Genomic DNA, 1167 nt, shown 5'->3' with positions numbered 1-1167 from the left:
CGACTTCAAGGTCGCCGACCTCTCCCTGGCCCCGTTCGGCCGCAAGGAGATCCAGCTCGCCGAGCACGAGATGCCCGGCCTGATGTCGATCCGCGCCGAGTACGCCGCCTCCCAGCCGCTGGCCGGGGCCCGGATCACCGGCTCGCTGCACATGACCGTGCAGACCGCCGTGCTGATCGAGACCCTCACCGCCCTGGGCGCCGAGGTCCGCTGGTGCTCCTGCAACATCTTCTCCACCCAGGACCACGCCGCCGCCGCCATCGCGGTCGGCCCGGAGGGCACCCCGGAGAACCCGCAGGGCGTGCCGGTCTTCGCCTGGAAGGGCGAGACCCTGGAGGAGTACTGGTGGTGCACCGAGCAGGCGCTCACCTGGCCCGACGGCCAGACCCCGAACATGATCCTGGACGACGGCGGTGACGCCACCCTGCTGATCCACAAGGGCGTCGAGTTCGAGAAGGCCGGCGCCGCGCCGTCGCCCGACACCGCGGACAACGACGAGTACCGGATCATCCTGGAGCTCCTCAACCGCACCCTGGTCGAGACCCCGCAGAAGTGGACCGAGGTCGCCGCCACCATCAAGGGCGTCACCGAGGAGACCACCACCGGCGTCCACCGCCTGTACGAGATGCACCGCGACGGCAAGCTGCTGTTCCCGGCCATCAACGTCAACGACTCGGTCACCAAGTCGAAGTTCGACAACAAGTACGGCTGCCGCCACTCCCTGATCGACGGCATCAACCGCGCCACCGACGTCCTGATCGGCGGCAAGGTCGCCGTGGTCTGCGGCTACGGCGACGTCGGCAAGGGCTGCGCCGAGTCGCTGCGCGGCCAGGGCGCCCGGGTCATCGTCACCGAGATCGACCCGATCTGCGCCCTGCAGGCCGCGATGGACGGCTACCAGGTCACCACCCTGGAGGACGTCGTCGAGACCGCCGACATCTTCATCACCACCACCGGCAACAAGGACATCATCCTCGCCTCGCACATGGAGCGGATGAAGCACCAGGCCATCGTCGGCAACATCGGCCACTTCGACAACGAGATCGACATGGCCGGCCTCGCCAAGCTCCCCGGCGTGGTCAAGACCGAGGTCAAGCCGCAGGTCCACGAGTGGCGCAAGGCCGACGGCCGGACCATCATCGTGCTCTCCGAGGGCCGCCTGCTCAA

The 1167-nt window shown here is 68.5% G+C and carries 1 protein-coding gene; it reads left to right on the top strand.

Annotation, left to right across the window (positions count from 1 at the left end; all coding sequences use genetic code 11):
• Positions 1-1167, top strand: a 1167-nt coding sequence (gene ahcY, locus QSK52_RS39030; protein ID WP_285741032.1) for an adenosylhomocysteinase, incomplete at both ends; no start/stop codon positions are given.

The sequence above is a fragment of the Kitasatospora phosalacinea genome (assembly GCF_030268885.1).
GTDB lineage: Bacteria > Actinomycetota > Actinomycetes > Streptomycetales > Streptomycetaceae > Kitasatospora > Kitasatospora phosalacinea_C.
The sequence above is the reverse complement of the archived record's forward strand: the minus strand, read 5'-3'. Positions and strand labels throughout refer to the sequence as shown.